The organism is Flavobacterium sp. RSSA_27, from assembly GCF_051547125.1.
GTDB lineage: Bacteria > Bacteroidota > Bacteroidia > Flavobacteriales > Flavobacteriaceae > Flavobacterium.
The window spans coordinates 253843-270694 of sequence record NZ_JBPTTN010000001.1 but is presented as its reverse complement, the minus strand read 5'-3'; the positions used below and the strand labels follow the sequence as shown (position 1 = coordinate 270694).

The 16852-nt window shown below is 38.1% G+C and carries 15 protein-coding genes; 3 read left to right on the top strand and 12 right to left on the bottom strand.

The features are described 5' to 3' along the window. Positions 1 to 88 precede the first annotated feature (88 nt). From ACSVH5_RS01180 to ACSVH5_RS01170, 3 genes are all read right to left on the bottom strand, one after another. Positions 89 to 3307, bottom strand: a complete 3219-nt coding sequence (locus ACSVH5_RS01180; RefSeq protein ID WP_438059634.1) for a VPS10 domain-containing protein — start codon at positions 3305 to 3307, stop codon at positions 89 to 91. A 134-nt stretch (positions 3308 to 3441) separates the two neighbouring features. Further along, a complete protein-coding gene (locus ACSVH5_RS01175; RefSeq protein ID WP_438059633.1) occupies positions 3442 to 4854 on the bottom strand; it encodes an adenosine deaminase in 1413 nt (470 codons plus the stop codon). A 223-nt stretch (positions 4855 to 5077) separates the two neighbouring features. Beyond that, positions 5078 to 5851, bottom strand: coding sequence for a TSUP family transporter (locus ACSVH5_RS01170; RefSeq protein ID WP_438059632.1), 774 nt, complete (start codon positions 5849 to 5851; stop codon positions 5078 to 5080). A gap of 237 nt (positions 5852 to 6088) precedes the next feature. On the opposite strand from ACSVH5_RS01170, the gene yaaA reads away from it, so the two are divergent. From yaaA to ACSVH5_RS01155, 3 genes are all read left to right on the top strand, one after another. After that, the gene (gene yaaA / locus ACSVH5_RS01165) at positions 6089 to 6847 is read left to right on the top strand and encodes a peroxide stress protein YaaA (protein WP_438059631.1); all 759 of its coding nucleotides are present in this window, start codon (positions 6089 to 6091) and stop codon (positions 6845 to 6847) included. Positions 6848 to 7017: 170 nt separating this feature from the next. Then, positions 7018 to 7476 (top strand): DUF4440 domain-containing protein, encoded by a 459-nt coding sequence (locus ACSVH5_RS01160; protein WP_438059630.1) that lies wholly within the window; start codon positions 7018 to 7020, stop codon positions 7474 to 7476. A gap of 68 nt (positions 7477 to 7544) precedes the next feature. Beyond that, a complete protein-coding gene (locus tag ACSVH5_RS01155; protein ID WP_438059629.1) occupies positions 7545 to 8252 on the top strand; it encodes a DNA alkylation repair protein in 708 nt (235 codons plus the stop codon). A gap of 118 nt (positions 8253 to 8370) precedes the next feature. Here ACSVH5_RS01155 and ACSVH5_RS01150 read toward each other — a convergent pair whose 3' ends face one another. The 9 genes from ACSVH5_RS01150 to trpB form a co-directional block, all read right to left on the bottom strand. Further along, complete coding sequence (locus ACSVH5_RS01150; RefSeq protein ID WP_438059628.1) at positions 8371 to 9954, bottom strand: DHA2 family efflux MFS transporter permease subunit; 1584 nt, start codon at positions 9952 to 9954, stop codon at positions 8371 to 8373. A gap of 121 nt (positions 9955 to 10075) precedes the next feature. Continuing rightward, complete coding sequence (locus ACSVH5_RS01145; RefSeq protein ID WP_438059627.1) at positions 10076 to 11155, bottom strand: HlyD family secretion protein; 1080 nt, start codon at positions 11153 to 11155, stop codon at positions 10076 to 10078. Between the two features lie 11 nt (positions 11156 to 11166). Then, on the bottom strand, positions 11167 to 12495 hold the full coding sequence (locus ACSVH5_RS01140) for a TolC family protein (protein WP_438059626.1): 1329 nt from the start codon (positions 12493 to 12495) through the stop codon (positions 11167 to 11169). Beyond that, positions 12485 to 13111, bottom strand: coding sequence for a TetR/AcrR family transcriptional regulator (locus ACSVH5_RS01135; RefSeq protein WP_438059625.1), 627 nt, complete (start codon positions 13109 to 13111; stop codon positions 12485 to 12487). Before ACSVH5_RS01135 ends, ACSVH5_RS01140 begins: the two co-directional genes overlap by 11 nt. A gap of 100 nt (positions 13112 to 13211) precedes the next feature. Next, on the bottom strand, positions 13212 to 13685 hold the full coding sequence (locus ACSVH5_RS01130; RefSeq protein WP_438059624.1) for a GyrI-like domain-containing protein: 474 nt from the start codon (positions 13683 to 13685) through the stop codon (positions 13212 to 13214). After that, complete coding sequence (locus ACSVH5_RS01125) at positions 13679 to 14131, bottom strand: GNAT family N-acetyltransferase (protein ID WP_438059623.1); 453 nt, start codon at positions 14129 to 14131, stop codon at positions 13679 to 13681. The genes ACSVH5_RS01130 and ACSVH5_RS01125 overlap by 7 nt, the downstream gene beginning before the upstream one ends. A 12-nt stretch (positions 14132 to 14143) precedes the next feature. Next, positions 14144 to 14905 (bottom strand): tryptophan synthase subunit alpha, encoded by a 762-nt coding sequence (gene trpA, locus ACSVH5_RS01120; RefSeq protein ID WP_438059622.1) that lies wholly within the window; start codon positions 14903 to 14905, stop codon positions 14144 to 14146. A 296-nt stretch (positions 14906 to 15201) separates the two neighbouring features. Next, positions 15202 to 15522, bottom strand: coding sequence for a gamma-glutamylcyclotransferase family protein (locus ACSVH5_RS01115; RefSeq protein ID WP_438059621.1), 321 nt, complete (start codon positions 15520 to 15522; stop codon positions 15202 to 15204). Positions 15523 to 15656: 134 nt separating this feature from the next. Further along, positions 15657 to 16838: a tryptophan synthase subunit beta gene (gene trpB, locus ACSVH5_RS01110; RefSeq protein ID WP_438059620.1), complete on the bottom strand. Its 1182-nt coding sequence runs from the start codon at positions 16836 to 16838 to the stop codon at positions 15657 to 15659. Positions 16839 to 16852 lie beyond the last annotated feature (14 nt).

The following is a 16852-nucleotide window of genomic DNA, read 5'->3' as shown; positions in this document are numbered from 1 at the left end:
ATTGAAGTATTTATATTTTTTGGATGCTTGTTTTGTGAATAAAAAAAGCCGCTTCTTTTCAGAAACGGCTTGCATTGGAGTTGGTTCTTTATTTTTTATCCTCAATCACTATGGCAGGAATCTGCTTTTGTTGGATGAAGGCATTGAATTCGGGTACTTTGACCGTTGCGATTTCGTTGACTTTTGCTACGGCGGCATCGATTTTTTTAGCCAAATCGTCGTACACTTCATAAGCGCCTTTGGTTGGTTTGGTGTCTCCTGAGGAAACATTCGAACCCAATCCCGCCATTTTATCGTTCAGCATAATTGGGTAGGCCAAAACATCTTGTGGGGCTTTGGCTTTGGGCTGCATCAAAGTAGCTTCGAGCTCTTCTAAAGATTTGATGGTAGGCTCGGTCATTTTTTTCATTTCTTTAACCATAACCGAATCTTTCACGGCCCCAACATAACTATTGATTTGTCCTTTAATCTTGCGGATTTTGTTGATGGCCAAATGTGCTTCGTCTACTTTTTTGTTGACTTTTTGGTGGAATTCGAATTGTTCTTTCAAGTCGGCATCGGTTCCTTCGGCTCTTGGGTCTTTTTTGATGTCAAAGGTTTGCTCACCAATGATTTTTTTGTCTTCGATTAAACGAACTTTGTACGTGCCAGGAAGTACTTTGGCACCCACGCCAGAACCAGCCCACATTACATTGGTGCCTTCCACTTCGGTAGCATTGGGATAGCGCATATTCCAAACAAATACGTTCATTCCGGCTTTGTTAGGTACATAACCTGCTTTTTCTTTCTCAGTGTCTTGGTGGAATTCTTTGGCTACTTTTTGGGGTTCGCCTTTGGTATTTTTAACCGAAGAATACTTGATGATACTCTCGTTTTTGTCGTTCAAGAATTCGAGTTCTAATTCTTTGGTCGCTTTTGTTTTTTGATAGAAACGAACAATTACTCCATTTGGTGCATTGGTGCCCGCTGATTTGGTATCGCTTTGACGACCTTGTGTTCTGTAGGCAGTTCTAGGTTGGAAAAGGTATTTTTCGCCTGTTACCTTTTTATCCATTATTTCGTGCAAAGGCGTAATGTCATCCAAAATCCAGAAAGCACGTCCGTGTGTCGCCACCACCAAATCTTTATCGCGTTTGTGAATTTGCAAATCACGAATAGGTGTAAGCGGTAAATTCAAGTTCAGTTTTTCCCATGAATCCCCATCGTTGAAGGAAACATAAATACCTCTCTCGGTTCCAGCATACAAAAGGCCTGGTTTGTTAGGGTCTTCGCGCAGTACTCTGCAATATTCATCAGCAGGAATTCCAGCGGTGATTTTCTTCCAAGTTTTTCCGTAATCTGTGGTTTTGAAAAGGTAAGGAGTACGGTCGCCATACATGTATTTGTTGGCAGCGACATAGGCTTTCCCTTTGGTATGTTCCGAAGTGTGAATGATGCTTATCAAAGAGAATTCGGGTAACATTGAAGTCGGAATGTTGACTTTGTCCCAGCTTGCTCCATTGTTTTTAGAAACATGAATATAACCATCATCAGAGCCTGTCCAAAGCACCCCTTGTTCCGTTGGCGCTTCTGAAAAAGTAAAAATAGTAGCATAGACTTCGGCCCCCGTTTGGTCTTTGGTAATTGGACCTCCAGTATCTCCAGTGGTTTTTGGGTCATTTCGGGTTAAATCTGGGCTTATAGCAGTAAAGGAATGTCCTCCGTCTTCTGTAACCAACACATATTGGGAGGTCACATACATTCTTTTGGGATTATGCGGAGAAAAAACAATAGGGTAGGTCCATTGAAAGCGGTGTTTTTTGGCTTTTGCTGGAGAACCAATGTTGGATTCTGGATAAGGAGAAATGTCTTGTCCTTGTTTGGTTCTCGAATTGTATTTGCTCAATTGCCCATCATATTCTCCTCCATAAGTAAGGTCCGAATTGGTTGGGTCGGCTTGAATGTATCCTGCTTCTCCACCCGCAACTGGAAACCAATCTTCTCTATCAATACTAGAACCAGTGGTTCTTGAAGCAATTCTAACCGAGGAATTGTCTTGTTGTGCACCATAAATATTATACGGAAAATCATTGTCTAAGGATACGTGGTAAAATTGACTCGTTGGAATGTCAATATCCGAAAAATTGGCACCACCGTTAAAGGTAATTTCAGCGCCTCCATCATCTCCAATAATAAAATTTTCTGGGTTTTTCGGATTGATCCACACATCATGCGTATCGCCATGATGTACTGGGATTTTTTTGAAGTTTTTGCCACCATCCGAAGATTTCCAAGCGTCTACATTTAGCACAATCAAACCGTCTTCATTTTTTGGGTCGGCTTGTAAATTCATATAGTACCAAGGGCGTTGCCATAAGTTTTTGTCTTCGTTGATGAGTGACCAATGTTCTCCTGCATCCTCAGAACGGTACAGTCCACCTTTGTCGTTTTCTACCAAGGCATACAAACGGTTGGAGTTTACTGGCGAAACGGCGATTCCAATTTTTCCCAAAAGCCCTACAGGCATTCCAGGTTTGGTACTTAAGTTAGTCCAAGTGTCGCCACCATCTGTAGATTTGAAAAGACCAGAATCTGTTCCTCCAGAAGACATAGAATGCCCATTTCTGTAGGCTTCCCAAAGTGTCGCATAAATCACTCTTGGATTGTTCACGTCGATGCGGACCACCATTCCGCCGGTTTTGTCATTTTTAGACAATACCAATTTCCAGTTTTTACCCCCATCGGTACTGCGGTAAATGCCGCGCTCTGGGTTGGAATGAAACGGATTACCCATAGCGGCTACAAAAACAATATCGGGATTGTTGGGATGCACTTCGATGTTTCCGATAGCATCGGCTTTGTCGAGTCCAATTTTGCTCCAAGATTTACCTGCATTTACAGATTTGTACATACCGTCACCAAACGAGATATTAGAGCGCATATCAGCTTCTCCCATCCCAACATAAACCACATTTGGGTCTGAAGGTGCGACTGTAATAGCTCCCACAGAGGAAGAAGTAAAGGTGCTATCAGAAACAGGTAACCATTCGTTGCCGCCATCGGTGGTTTTCCAAACGCCACCACCAGTAGCTCCAAAGTAATACGTTAAAGGTTGGTCTGCGTGACCTGCTACTGCCAATGAGCGACCTGCTCTAAACGGACCAATATTGCGCCATTTTAATCCATTGAAGTAAGCAGTGTTGCCAGAAGAAACGGCTGTTTTGTCTTTTTTCTTAGCAGTATTTTGTGCTTCTATTGAAAGCGAGGGAAGTAAACAAAAGCTTAAGAGCAGTGCACTTAAGCGAAAGATTGTTTTTTGGTTTTTCATAAATTTATTTGATTTTAAAAAGTAATAGTCTCTAAAATTAAATAAATTCTTCTATTTATTGTATTTTCTTTATGGATTTTTGAAAAGCACAGTTGCGATTTCATTGTAACTCCTCAATTGACGTGAGTTTATTGTTACTTAAATTGTGCTTCGAATTTTTTAAAGCGGTGATCCAAATCTTCTAGTAGTTGATCTTTTACTTTAGACTCTTCGATAAAGCTAAAACGGATACTGTTGTACACGTATTCCTTGATGTCTTTGTAGCTTACCTGTGGGTATCTTTTAGCCAAAAGCACAAATTGTTCGGTAAGATTGGTACGTAAAATTCCCGCATCGTCAGTACAAATTACGATGGGAACACCGAATTCTTTATACAAACTAAACGGATGGCGGTTCTCTTTCACTTTCAGAATAAACTCGTTACTAGTCAAATTGATTTCGATAGCGATTTTGTTTTTCGCCATATAACGTAATAACTCGTAGTTGTTTTTTTCGTAAGCCAAATCTACTCCGTGTCCAATTCTGTTTGCGCCCGCAGTGTAGACAGCAGCGTTGATGTGCCAAGTTAACTCTTCAGGTTGCACCAATCCTAGGGTTAATTCGCCCGCGTGCATACTGTATTTTACTTTTGGAAATTTGCTGTGGCAGTATTTATACATAAACATATGCAATTCATAATCTTTCATTGCTGTAGCGCCATCTTCAGGCGAAACGATATTCACGCCATCAATCAGTGAACTGTTATCAGCAGAAATAAATGCAATCACCAAATTTTTAAACAAATCTACAGGTTCCATAAAGCGCAACACAAAATTTTGATAGCGCATCGTGAATTGAGCGTCATCAATCTTTAGGGCGTTATGCATTTTGGCTACAAAGTTTGTGTTGAAATTAGTAGCGTATTTTGCGGCCTCTCTTTTGGAGAAAGTAGCAAACAATTGATCCAATGCTTTGAAAACAGCTTTTTCGTCTTTTTTGGCCACCAAGCTTCGGAGTTCTTCGTTATAAGAGGTCAAATCCTCGGTATTCATATCACACGGAATCGTTGATAACTGGGTTTCAATATAACTGACTTGTTCTTTGATGGCGCGATTTTTCAGCTCTAAGAGGCCTTGTTCAAAAGTGCCTTTGATGGTCGCTTCAAATTTCCCGAAAGATTCAAAAAACTGTTTGTCAGAAGGGTAACTTATGCTATTAAAGTCTTTGATAGACCATTTTTCGATGATTTTTTGTTGGTACAAAGGTAGCGCTCCATTTTTCTGAATCATTTCAAAAGATTCCCAAATTCCATCGGCACCTCGTTGGGGTTGTACTTCTAAGGTTTCTAGATTCAGGTAAAAATTATTTTTAATGGCGTAGGCTATCAGCGGTTCAGCATAAACAGAGCCAGAATAGTGGTGGTGCAAATCGCCTCCTTTGGGCATTTGAGAGAAGAAAGCAGTGAGTTGGGCTTCGTTATTTCGGATGGTTTCAAAATACGACTCGTGAGATTGAGCCGTTCCAAATGCCGTACATAAAAGAAGTAAAAAGAGCGAAAATTTATGCATACTTTTTAGATTTAGTCGATTTGGGGCGCAAAAATAGGTAAAAAAAGGACAGTTTTTAATTGTAAGCTGTAAAATACCAAAGATTTACTTTTGAAAAACAAACATGAAGTAGACGAATTAGCATCTATTAAGGATTTTTTAGTTCGATACTTTGAAATATAAAATTTTTTCTAATCCCTTTCATCTTTTGATAAAGTAAAGGTAGATAAAGGCATTTTTCTAGTTAAATTATACCTAAACCCAATAGTACTGCGAATAGCATAAGTAACACTGCAACTAGAAATTGAACGGTTTTTAAGGTTACTTTATCCAACAAAAGATTTCCTAAAAACGCACCTAAGAAAGCAGAAATTGTTGCCGAAATCATCAAAGAATAGGAAATATTTTGGGTATTTTGATGCCAGTTTTGTATGTAAACTCCTAATCTTGATATATCGATGAAGCAAGCAATAACAACACCTGTTGCTATATAGGATTCTTTGGTTAGTCCCGCTCGAATCAAAAAAGCAGCACGCATGGCGCCTTGCATTCCTGATATTCCTCCAAAAAAGCCACTCAAAGCACCACCCAAGGGTAAGTATTTCTTATCAAAAGTATGTTGTGACCAATTTGGGATTATTTCGATTAAAGCAAAAAACAACAAAATTAGTCCAATACTAACTTTAATGGGCAAAAGAGTAAAAGTTTCTGAACCTAAAACATAACTGCCAATTGGTGGAAACGTATCTAAAAAAGTGAGCATGTAGGCACCCACAAAAGCAAAACCTATTGCTGGAATTCCAAAAGCTAGTAGCACTTGAAGGTCCGCTTTTTTTCCTAACAAAAAAAGTTTAAAAATATTATTTAAAATGTGCACAATGGCAGATAGTAAGATAGCCATTTCTATAGGAAAAAATAAACCAAAAACGGGTACAAGCAATGTTCCTAATCCAAAACCCGAGAATAAAGTCAGTCCCGAACCCAAAAAAGCAACCAAACAAATCAATAAATAGTCCATATAGGTGAAGTTGAATGCCTCAAAAATACATATTTTAATTAGTAATCATTACCATTTGTTATGAAGTTATTATACAAATCAATAATTTGCTGTAGAAATCTAAAATTCAAATTGTATTTTTGAAAACAAAGAAAAGTCATCTATGAAATCGCCATTAAAAAAAGGTTTGTTGCAAACAAACACCTATAAGAAAAAGGCGATACCATATATGACCGATAACAAATAACTTTTACATATATGAAAATTGTTATATCGCCAGCCAAGTCTTTAAATTTTGAGAAAGAATTACCCGTAGACACTTTTACGCAGCCTGTTTTTTTAAAGCAATCCAAAATCGTGCACGCCGAATTACAACTCAAAACACCCAAAGAATTAGCTAGCTTGATGTCGATTTCGGATAAACTGGCCGACTTGAATTGGCAACGCAACAAAGATTGGAAAACGCCATTCAAACCCAGCAACGCTCGTCCTGCGGTGTACGCTTTCGACGGCGATGTGTACACTGGTTTAGACGCCTACACACTTACCGAAGACCAATTACCCTTGTTGCAAGACCGCTTGCGCATCCTTTCGGGGCTTTATGGATTGCTCAAACCCTTAGATTTGATTCAGCCGTATCGCTTAGAAATGGGAACCAAAATGCCCGTAGGCGAGAGCCAAAATTTATACCAATTCTGGAAAACCACCTTGACCCAAGCGTTAAACAAGGAGCTCAAAAAAGACGAATTGTTTGTCAATTTGGCGAGCAACGAATATTTTTCTGCCATAGATGCCAAGTCGCTCAAAGTGCCCGTAATCACGCCCGAGTTCAAAGACTACAAAGACGGAAAACTAAAAATGATTAGTTTTTTTGCCAAAAAAGCCCGCGGAATGATGGTGCGTTACATTCTCGACACCCAAGCCGAAACCATCGACGACCTAAAAGGTTTCAATTACGACGGCTATGCCTTTGATGCCAACTTATCCAAAGGCAACCAACTCGTTTTTACCCGATAAAAGCATCGCTAAAGACAGATGTAAATAAATAGCTCGTAATCTTATCCCATCAACGGATTGAAATCCATTGCAACAAAATCAATCCGTTCCGATGGAACTCCAGCTGCTGAAAAAAAGAGTCGCAGACTCGACTTATTTTAAAATTAATAATTAAAAAAACACACAAATAAATGAAAAAACGCAACACCCTACTTTTAATGCTATTTTTCACTACAATAGCCTTCGCTCAAGGTGCAATAGAAACACACAAAAAACAGTTTCAAAGTTTAGTACAAGAGTCATTTGATGAAATCTGGTCAAAATTAGAAGCTAAAAACATTGATAAATACTATACCAAAGATTTCCTGCTTTTGGAGCACGGAGAAGTTTGGAATAACGATACCATTGCAACCTATTTGAATAAAGCCAAGCTCAAATTGCCTATTCCAAAACGTGTAAACAAAATAGAAATTATTGATGTCAAAGTCACCAATAAAACCGCTTGGGTGGCCTACCACAACTATGCAATCATCTCCATTGATGATAAAGTCATTCGAAAAGCGCATTGGTTAGAAAGCGCTACAGCCATTTTAACCGACAAAGGCTGGAAGTTTGACATGCTGCACTCCACTAGAATGAAGAGTGAATAAAAAGGCGTTGCTAGTGGAGCAAAAAGTATTTTCCTTAATTTTAAGGATTGTTTTTAAATCGTACACTTATGACCACTCATGAAATTATGCAAGAACTAGCATCCTACGGTAGCGATGCTATCAAAAAAGTATTTGTAAAGCACGGTGCTAAAGAACCATTTTTTGGTGTGAAAGTGCAGGATTTGAAAATTATTCAGAAAAAAATAAAGAAAAATCACCAATTGGCTTTAGAACTTTATGCCACCGGTAATTCGGATGCCATGTACTTGGCGGGATTAATTGCTGATGAAAATAAAATGACCAAAGAGGATTTGAAACAATGGGCAGAAAACGCCTATTGGTATATGATTAGTGAATTTACCGTGCCTTGGGTCACTGCAGAGAGTGCCTATGGGCGTGAACTGGCACTCGAGTGGATGCAATCCGATCAAGAAGGTGTTTGTGCGGCAGGGTGGGCGACCTACAGTAATTTATTGGCTTTATGTCCCGATGCAGAATTAAACAAAGACGAAATAGTGGCTTTGCTTCAAAAAGTGGAATCGGATATACATAGGGCTCAAAATAGAGTAAAACAAGTCATGAATGGTTTTGTAATTGCAGTGGGTGGTTCAGTACCTGATTTGACTGAAAAAGCACTTGAAATTGGTGCTAGAATAGGAAAAGTAACTGTCGATATGGGCGGTACAGCTTGTAAAACTCCTTTTGCACCGGAATATATCGATAAAATTATACAACGAGGAGCTTTGGGCAAAAAGAAGAAAACGGTCCGTTGTTAATTGCAAGTTTTAATTAAGATAAAAGAGTTATTTCTTAAAATTTCGAAGCAAAGAACATATTTCATTTTTTTTTATACAATCAAAAAGCCGATTTCACCACAAGAAATCGGCTTTTTGATTAATGCATCGCATCAGCTGGATTGATTTTGTTTTTTCCTTTTTTGACCAAAAGAATAAAAGGAATGCACAACAAAAACAAATAGCCCAAATAGAGAAAAATATCCGAAAAAGTGAGAATGGCGGCTTGTTGTGTTACCATCATTTCGAGTGTTGTATAGGCTTTCGAAGCAGCTTCGTTTATGGCATATCCTTTAGACATAAAGCCCATTTGAAGTTGGTGCACTCTCTGTTGTACTTCAAATGAAGTGTTGTCGAGATAACCAATCAAATTTACGCGATGTTCTTGATTGATGCGAGCGATATAAGTAGTGATGATGGCAATACCAAATGAACCTCCTAACTGTCGCATCATACCGGTAAAAGCTGCCCCTTCACCAATATGTTTTCCTGTCAAGGTTGAAAGGGATAAGGTTGTGATAGGTACAAACAATAGCCCCAAACCAATTCCTCTTAGAATGAGTGGCCAAAACATATGTTCTACTCCTGAATCGGGAGTGATAACAAGATGCATCCAATAGGTAAACACAAAAAAGAGAAAAAAACCAGCTGCTACTAGATAGGTTTGTGGAACGCCTTTTTGAATCAATTTACCAATAAATGGCATCATGATTCCTGTAGTGATTGAACTTGGAATTAGTAATAATCCCGCATCGGTAGCACTCCATCCTAAAATGGATTGGGTGTAAATAGGAATAATAAACGTTGAACCATATAAACCAAAACCAAGGATAAAACACATAATGGTTCCAATTCTTAAATTGGAATCTTTGAGTACTCTAAGATTAACTATCGGATGTTCGTAAGTGAGTTCACGCCAAATGAAAAATAGCAAGCCAAATAAGGATACAATACTTAAAGTAACAATTACAGTATTATTGAACCAATCGTCTTGTTGCCCATGTTCTAAAACAAACTGCAGGGAACCAATAAAAGCGGCTAGAAAAACAATACCCCACCAATCGACTTGATTGGCTTTTAGTTTTGTTCCGTATTTTGGACTTTTGATAAATGAAAGGGTAAGCAAAGCGGCAATAATCCCAATTGGAATATTGATGTAGAAAATGTAAGGCCATGAGAAACTGTCAACGATATATCCCCCAAGCGGTGGTCCCAAAGTAGGTCCTACAATTACTCCCATTCCATAAATTGCTTGTGCCATACCGCGTTTTGCTAATGGATAACTCTCTGTTACAATTGTCTGAGCGGTTACCAAAAGCGCTCCACCACCCAATCCTTGAATGAAACGAAAAGCCACCAATTCCCATATATTGGTTGCATTTCCACATAAAAAAGAGGCAACAGTAAATATGATAATGGAAACTGCAAAATAATTGCGTCGCCCAAATTGTTGCGACAACCAACTCGTCATTGGGATGATAATTACGTTGGCAATGGCATAAGCTGTAATTACCCATGCAACATCAGTAAGTGTAGCTCCTAAACTGCCTCGCATGTTGTTGAGCGCTACGTTTACAATTGTTGTATCGACCACTTCAAGCATCGCACATAGCACACAAGTAATGGTAATAATTACTCGCCTAAAACCATATTCAATTAAGTCGTCTGCTTCTGTTTGTACCATTTTTTTTATTTGTATGTGATTAGTAATTGGTAATTAGTAATTAGCCAACATCGGCTTATCACTATACACTATCCACTAATCACTAATTACTAATTACTATTCACTAATCACTAATCACTATTTACTTCAAATGAACGTCTACTTCGACATTCATTCCTGGACGCAATAGTTTGATTTTATTGGCATCATTAGCTTTGTCTAAACTAATTTTTACCGGTAATCGTTGAATGGTTTTAACAAAATTTCCAGTGGCATTGTCTGGAGGTAACAAAGAGAATCTTGAACCAGTAGCTGGGGAAAATGAAGTAATAGCCCCAACAAATTCATAGTCTGGATAAGCATCAACTTTCATGGTTACTTTTTGACCAATCACCATTTTGTTCAATTGGGTTTCTTTAAAATTTGCCACAACCCAAGCTTCATCGTTGTTGATAATATAAAACAAGGATTGTCCTGCTTGTACCAATTGCCCGGGTTGAATGTCTATTTTTGACACTTGGCCATCGATGGCGGCTGTAACTACTGTATAAGTTAAATTCAATTTGGCTGCATCTAAAACGGCTTGAGCTCTTTTGATGTTGGCTGCAGCTACTTCTGTTTGTTTGTTCGAAACTTTGGATTTGGCTTCAATAACTGATTTCTGAAAAGAACTCGCACGTTGTTGTTGTTGTAATACTCTCAATTGACTTTCAGCTTCTTGTTTGGTTGCCAATGCTTGTTCGTATTGTTGTTTGGTAATTGTATGGTTCTTGTATAAGTTTTCATAACGAGCAAAATCACTAGTGGCTCTTCCCAATCTGATTTTAGCCGATTCGATATTACCACTTGCCGAAAGGACATTAGCTTCAGATACCGAAATACTTGCTAAAGCACTTCCAATATCTGCTTTGGCTACTTCAAAACCACCTTCTGCAGCAATTAGAGCGGCTTTGGCCTCTTCAATTTTTACTAAGAAATCCTTTTTGTCAATGATAAATAAGGTATCTCCTTTTTTTACGAAATCATTGTCTTTTACATTTACTTTACTAATATAGCCTGCCACTCTAGGAATAATTGGCGCCATTTTTTTTTCAATTTGAGCATCGTCGGTTTCTTCATGGGATTGTGCATGTTGGTATTTGTAAATTCCATAAATACTACCAAGTACTACTAATGACACTGAAATGATCAGGAATTTTATATTTGTTTGTTTCTTTTCCATGGGACTAGTACTTATAATTTTGTTGGGTTGAAAGTTGTGGTTAATTGTCCGGTTACCGATAATAATTCATAGTATTTTTGAATGATATTGGCTTTGCCTAAGGCTTTATTGATTTTGGCAGTTAATTGATCGACATCGGCTTCTAATAAATCGTTGGTATTGGATAGTCCGTTATCATATTTGTCTTTTACTATTCGGTAATTTTCTGTGGCTTGATCTATTGCTTCGGCATATACGATATCTTGTTTGATGGCCAATTGATATTCTTCAATGGCTTTTTGTACTTGCACTTTGATGTAATCAGTCAAAATCGCTTCTGTGTTTTGAACTTCTAAGGCTTTGCTTTCGGCTATTTTTACCATCACTCCGTTTTTGAGTAGGCTACTTAAATCATACGAAATACCTACACCAATATTCATCGCGTTTTGTAGAGTTACTACATTATGTAAATCCAATGCTGTATAACCTCCTAAAAGGGCTATAGTTGGGAAATAAGCGCTTCTAGCTATTTTTATATTCGATTGACTGGCTTTTCCTTGAAAACGAAGTGCCTCTAGATCTTTTCTGTTTTGTAAAGCAGGTTCTTCATTCGTTGGCACATTATTCATTTGAAAATTGACAAAATCTTTCTCAACGATTTCAATTTGAGTATTCGTATTCAATTTTAAAAGATTGACCAAATAGAAATTAACGATGTTCAAATTATTGGTGGCTTCATCTATTGCTAGTTGAATTTTAGATACTTGCAATTGCGCTTTTAGTAAATCATTACGTGGAATAATACCGTTTTTTTCTAAATCGATAAAATCAACTACACGTTGTTTGGCACGTTTTTGATTTTCTTTTAGAATTTCGATTGTCTTTTGCGCTTTGTACAAACTAGCATAATAATTAACGACTTTTAGGGCAATTTCTTCTTTAGATTGCACTGAGTTCGCAGTTTCGGCCAAGTATAAATTATCGTGTAAATCGATATTGCTTTGAATTTTAAATCCAGCAAAAACAGGAACACTGGCTGTAACTTGTCCTAACATCAATCTGTCTACAGGTCCAGAAGTCAATCCACCGCTACCGCCTGAATTGGTTTTGAGGTCTATGTTTGCATTAGTAAGACGTTGGTATTGTCCAGATGCTTTCAAGTCAGGATACTGATTGTTTTTGCTAGCTTGCAGTTCGTATTTTTTGGTTGCTACTTTGGTTGTAGCAAGAGAAATTTCGTTACTCTTGGTCCAAGCCAATTGTACGGCATCTTCTAGCTTAAGTGGTGTTTTTTCTTGAGCGCTTACCGTCGAAGTTCCCCAACACAAAATCCCAAAGACAAATAGTGGGTTAATTTTCATAAATTAAAAGAGCTTTAATAGTTTGTTGAATGTGTTTTGTCAAGTTTGTCTTAATATAATTATTGTATAAAGTTTCTGTAGTCAAATTAAAAAGGTTTTCGAAGTAGATTTTGTTCATGTGAAAATGAAAAAAAGTACCTAAAATCGTTGGTGTGATCAATGGAATGATAACATCTTTTCTGAAAACACCTTTGCGCTGGCCTTCTTCAATAATAGATTCTAAATATTTGAGATTGCCTTTTCTGAATTCTGTAAAGGCTTGTAGATTTTGTTCTCTTTTTTTGGACGAGAGTTCAAAATGTAAAATGCGATAGATTCCCTTGTTGTTATTGATGCGGTTGATATAAATTTCAATCAATTTATTTACTTTTTCAATAGGTTCAAGATCTTCTTGTAGTAAACGTTCGAGTTGGGATTTAATATCAGTTGTTCGATAAACAATCAACGACTGTAGTAATCGTTCTTTGGATCCAAAGTAATAGGAAACCATCGCAATATTGATCTTTGCTTGTTTAGAAATATCCCTAATTGAAGTACCATCAAACCCTTTTTCTGCAAATAGTGTTTCAGCTACTTCGAGTATTTGGATTTGCTTTTCGGTAAATTCCGTTTTCAATGTCTTAATTTTTGATAAAACAAAATTAAACAACTGTTTAAATTAAACGCTTGTTTAATTTTGTATTTAACAAAGTATTAACAATAATCTAAGAGTTGAATTATTGTTGACAAATTGGAATCCATATTTGTTCTTCGGAGTTAGGATCTCCGTTTTTGTAATTTTCGCCCAATAGTTCAAAATGAGGTCGATGATCTAAAATATAGGGAGCGTTGGGCAACCAATCCGTAAAAATTTGCTGAAAAATTGCGGTATCCATTCCTTTGTGTTCAAAAACGGCATAAAGCCCAGTGGGTAGGGTAAAGGACTCCATATTTTCGGGGATATTTTCAAAAGCATTCACCGCTACAGCCGCCCATTTTTCAAAAGACTTAGCAGGATTAAAAGTTTCAAAATAATCTTTGCTGTAGTTTTGAACCGAATAAAAATCGTTGCCTATTCTGTTGGTAATGCCTTTTCGATTTAGCATAAAATCCTGCCAAAGGGCTTGCGTTTGATTGTCAAGTAACGACATGCTTCTTTTTTTACCAACCAATTTGGTTTCTGTTAAAGTAATAAGGGTTGGCTTTAGCATTGCTTTTCTTTTTTTAGACAAACACTTGTAGCTACGTCGTCATAAGGGGGATAATTAGGGATGATTTTATACCCTAGTTTTTGATATAATGCAATGGCTACAGGATTGTTAGTGCCGGTTTCAAGTACATAACTGTTGTATTGCAGTTCGTTGGCCCATTGCTCAAGTTCTGCTATAATTTGATGGGCTACTTGTTTGCCTCGGAAAGATGCTACTACAAACATTCGCTTGATTTCAACACTTTTTTCGTCAAATGCTTTAAAAGCACCACAGCCTATGGCTTCATCTTCATAATAAGCTACGACTACATGCTTTATATGGTCGGTTTTGTTATGTTGTGCATAAAAATCGTGATCTTCATCGTCTTTAGATCGCAGAAATTGATCCAAAAGCAGGACTAGTTTTTGAAAATCAGAATCGTTGGATGTGGTTCTTTTTAGTAGCATTTTGATGACTAGTTATCGAATGGATTCCACGAATGCTTTGATATTGGCAGTTCCATTTTCTTTTAAATAAGTAATGAAAGCGCTTCCAATGATAGCTCCTTTGGCAAATTGTGTAGCTTGTTGGAACGTTTCGGCATTGTGGATTCCGAAACCAATAACTTGAGGATTTTTTAGATTCATTTGCGCGATGCGTTGGAAATACGCTTCTTGTGTGTTTCCAAATCCTGCACTGGAGCCTGTTACACTAGCCGAGCTTACCATATAAATAAAACCATCCGAAACACTATCGATAAAATGGATGCGTTCGTCTGAAGTTTGTGGCGTAATTAAAAAGATGTTTTTTAAGCCGTATTTTTCAAAAATAGTTTTGTATTCTTCGGCATAGACATCTACAGGTAAATCAGGAATAATCAATCCGTCGATTCCAATTTCTGCACATTTTGCACAAAATGGCTCTACACCATACTGTAGCATCGGATTAAAATACCCCATAATCACTAGTGGAATACTTACTGTTTTTCGGATGTCTTTTAGTTGGTCAAACAATACTTGAGTGGTCATTCCGTTGTGCAAGGCTTGAGTGGAACTCGCCTGAATGGTAGGACCATCGGCCAAAGGATCGCTAAAAGGCAATCCGATTTCAATCATGTCGACGCCATTTTTTTCTAAATCTTGAATGATTTGTACGGTATCATTCAGGTTTGGATAGCCCGCAGAAAAATAGATGGACACTATTTTTTTATCTTCTTGTAATTTTTGATTGATTCGGTTCATAATTTATTCTTTCTATCTAAAATTCTATGTTTTTTGGTCTCAAATCTAATGCAAGCGAGACTTTTTTGTTAAGTTCAAAACTGTTATTACCGCAAATTGGCATTTTAAAATGTTTGCCACGAAATACACAAATTGGCGCTAAATCATCAATTTTGAAATTGAATTACACTAATTATTTAGTTCTTAAGGATTCGTGGAATAAAAGAAATGTTCTGAATTAGTGTTTGTACGTGTAATTTGTGGCGGATATTTTAAAAGTAAAACCTTAAAATTTGCGAATTTGCGGTTGATTTTGTCTACACCACCAAACTATAAGCCCAAGCCTTTTGGTTGGATTGCAAAACTACTTCTACACGTTTATAATGCTTTCCTTCGTAAAGGTCGGCTTGGCGAAGATCATTGGTCGTCACGTCATATACAATGCCTTGAATGGTATCTTCAGGATTTTCGGTTTCGACGATGATGGGGTAGTTGATCAGACCAAATTCTTCTTCGATTTGGATTTCTTTGACACGATAGCCCAAAAGTATTTCTGGGGTTCCCATGAGTGTTCTTCCAAAAAGATCTTCTTGCACCTCGGGATGCTGTAATGTTCCGTATGTAAATAATTTTTGCATAGTACTTTGGTGTTGATGGCTACTTCATTTCTGGTGTTGCAGGGTTTGCGTTAGGGATGGGAGCGGCATCCTCTAGGGGCGGGGTTCGCCCCTAGAGATATAGCGTACAGCCCGACCCTTGTGGAAACGCCCTACTACAATTTAAAGTAGTCAATATACGTATTTAAATCTTTATCTCCTCGTCCTGAAAGGTTAATCACGACAATATCTGAGGGTTTGAATTGTTTTTGTTTGAAAATAGCCAAGGCGTGCGAGGTTTCGATGGCGGGAATGATGCCTTCTAATTTACACAATTCGAGTCCAAACTCCATCGCATCATCATCGGTAACGGAATAGAATTCGGCACGACCAGATTCAGCCAAATGCGCGTGCATAGGTCCAACACCCGGATAGTCTAGCCCAGCCGAGATAGAGTAGGGCTCAGTAATTTGTCCATCTGGGGTTTGCATCAACAGGGTTTTACAACCGTGAATAATCCCCATTTTACCTAATTTACTCGTAGCGGCACTATGCCCAGAATCGACGCCTTTTCCAGCGGCTTCTACGGCAATAATACCCACTTCTTCTTGGTCTAAGAAATGGTAAAATGTCCCAGCAGCATTGCTTCCGCCACCAATACAAGCTACGACATAGTCTGGATTTTCGCGACCTTCTTTTTCGTTTAATTGCCATTTGATTTCTTCGGAAATGACACTCTGAAAACGGGTAACCATATCAGGATAAGGGTGCGGACCAATGGCAGAGCCAATGATATAATGCGTGTCTACGGGATTGTTAATCCAATCACGAATGGCTTCGTTAGTGGCGTCTTTGAGGGTACGAGAGCCACATAAGGCAGGGCGTACGGTAGCGCCCAACATTTTCATTCGAGCCACATTAGGTGCTTGACGAGCAATGTCGATTTCGCCCATATAAACGATGCATTCTAATCCCATTAAGGCGCAAACAGTAGCGGTAGCCACACCGTGCTGACCCGCACCTGTTTCGGCGATGATGCGTTTTTTGCCTAACTTTTTGGCGACTAGAATTTGGCCAATCGTGTTGTTGACTTTGTGTGCGCCTGTATGGTTGAGGTCTTCTCTTTTAAGGTAGACTTTGGTATTGTATTTTTCAGACAATCGCTTCGCAAAATACAATGGACTTGGACGCCCAACATAATCTTTTAGTAGCTGGTTGAATTCTTCTTTAAAATCGGGTGTAGCGGTAATGTCCAAATAGTTTTGGCGCAATTCTTCTACATTAGGATATAACATTTCTGGGATGTAAGCTCCTCCAAACTGACCATAATAGCCTTTTTCGTTTACGTGGTATGACATTTTGAATATATTTT

What these genes read in the sequence shown, in the direction of transcription:
- ACSVH5_RS01175 (WP_438059633.1), bottom strand. Translation starts at nt 4,854, where the DNA reads ATGCATAAATTTTCGCTCTTTTTACTTCTTTTATGTACGGCATTTGGA.
- ACSVH5_RS01150 (WP_438059628.1), bottom strand. Translation starts at nt 9,954, where the DNA reads ATGGTACAAACAGAAGCAGACGACTTAATTGAATATGGTTTTAGGCGA.
- ACSVH5_RS01160 (WP_438059630.1), top strand. Translation starts at nt 7,018, where the DNA reads ATGAAAAAACGCAACACCCTACTTTTAATGCTATTTTTCACTACAATA.
- ACSVH5_RS01115 (WP_438059621.1), bottom strand. Translation starts at nt 15,522, where the DNA reads ATGCAAAAATTATTTACATACGGAACATTACAGCATCCCGAGGTGCAA.
- ACSVH5_RS01145 (WP_438059627.1), bottom strand. Translation starts at nt 11,155, where the DNA reads ATGGAAAAGAAACAAACAAATATAAAATTCCTGATCATTTCAGTGTCA.
- ACSVH5_RS01130 (WP_438059624.1), bottom strand. Translation starts at nt 13,685, where the DNA reads ATGCTAAAGCCAACCCTTATTACTTTAACAGAAACCAAATTGGTTGGT.
- ACSVH5_RS01125 (WP_438059623.1), bottom strand. Translation starts at nt 14,131, where the DNA reads ATGCTACTAAAAAGAACCACATCCAACGATTCTGATTTTCAAAAACTA.
- yaaA (WP_438059631.1), top strand. Translation starts at nt 6,089, where the DNA reads ATGAAAATTGTTATATCGCCAGCCAAGTCTTTAAATTTTGAGAAAGAA.
- trpA (WP_438059622.1), bottom strand. Translation starts at nt 14,905, where the DNA reads ATGAACCGAATCAATCAAAAATTACAAGAAGATAAAAAAATAGTGTCC.
- ACSVH5_RS01140 (WP_438059626.1), bottom strand. Translation starts at nt 12,495, where the DNA reads ATGAAAATTAACCCACTATTTGTCTTTGGGATTTTGTGTTGGGGAACT.
- trpB (WP_438059620.1), bottom strand. Translation starts at nt 16,838, where the DNA reads ATGTCATACCACGTAAACGAAAAAGGCTATTATGGTCAGTTTGGAGGA.
- ACSVH5_RS01155 (WP_438059629.1), top strand. Translation starts at nt 7,545, where the DNA reads ATGACCACTCATGAAATTATGCAAGAACTAGCATCCTACGGTAGCGAT.
- ACSVH5_RS01180 (WP_438059634.1), bottom strand. Translation starts at nt 3,307, where the DNA reads ATGAAAAACCAAAAAACAATCTTTCGCTTAAGTGCACTGCTCTTAAGC.
- ACSVH5_RS01170 (WP_438059632.1), bottom strand. Translation starts at nt 5,851, where the DNA reads ATGGACTATTTATTGATTTGTTTGGTTGCTTTTTTGGGTTCGGGACTG.